This is a genomic window from Pantoea sp. ANP04 (assembly GCF_041982285.1).
GTDB classification, from domain to species: Bacteria; Pseudomonadota; Gammaproteobacteria; order Enterobacterales; family Enterobacteriaceae; genus Pantoea; species Pantoea eucalypti.
Genome location: NZ_JAUTYS010000078.1, coordinates 1 through 619 on the forward strand (window position 1 = coordinate 1; position 619 = coordinate 619).

1 protein-coding gene is annotated in these 619 nt (G+C 46.8%); it reads left to right on the plus strand.

Translation table 11 applies throughout. The features are described from left to right. Positions 1-2 precede the first annotated feature (2 nt). Positions 3-619: IS256 family transposase (locus Q7C21_RS22415; protein WP_375151145.1), on the plus strand; the 617-nt coding region annotated here is incomplete at its 3' end.

The following is a 619-nucleotide window of genomic DNA, read 5'->3' on the forward strand; positions in this document are numbered from 1 at the left end:
GCATGAACAGCTTCGATGACATCAAAGATTTTCAAAAGCAGCTCATGCAATCCTTTATTGATACTGCCTTAGAAGCTGAGATGGAAGACCATCTCGGCTATCCCAAGCATGAAAAGGCGGATAAACCTAATAAGCGTAACGGGCACACTAAAAAGACCGTCCGCAGTGACACAGGCGATCTTGAGATATCCACCCCAAGAGACCGCGGTGGCAGCTTTGAACCTACACTAGTGCGCAAGCATCAAACCCGTATTAGTGGCCTTGATGATAAAATCATATTCCTTTACGCCAAAGGTCAAACCACCACCGAGATTGTAGAGAGCATTAAAGAGCTCTACGATGTCGACATCTCAAGCAGCTTGGTTTCAAGAGTCACGGATAACATCTTAGAGGACATCACCGCTTGGCAGAACCGGCCACTGAGCAGTGTTTATCCTATCGTCTACTTAGACTGCATTGTCGTCAAAGTTCGTCAGGACAAGCAGATCATCAACAAAGCTATCTATCTGGCCTTAGGCGTTGCTCTTGATGGTAAAAAAGAGCTGCTTGGCATGTGGCTATCAGAGAACGAGGGCGCTAAATTCTGGCTTGGTGTTCTCACTGAGCTACAAAACCGCGG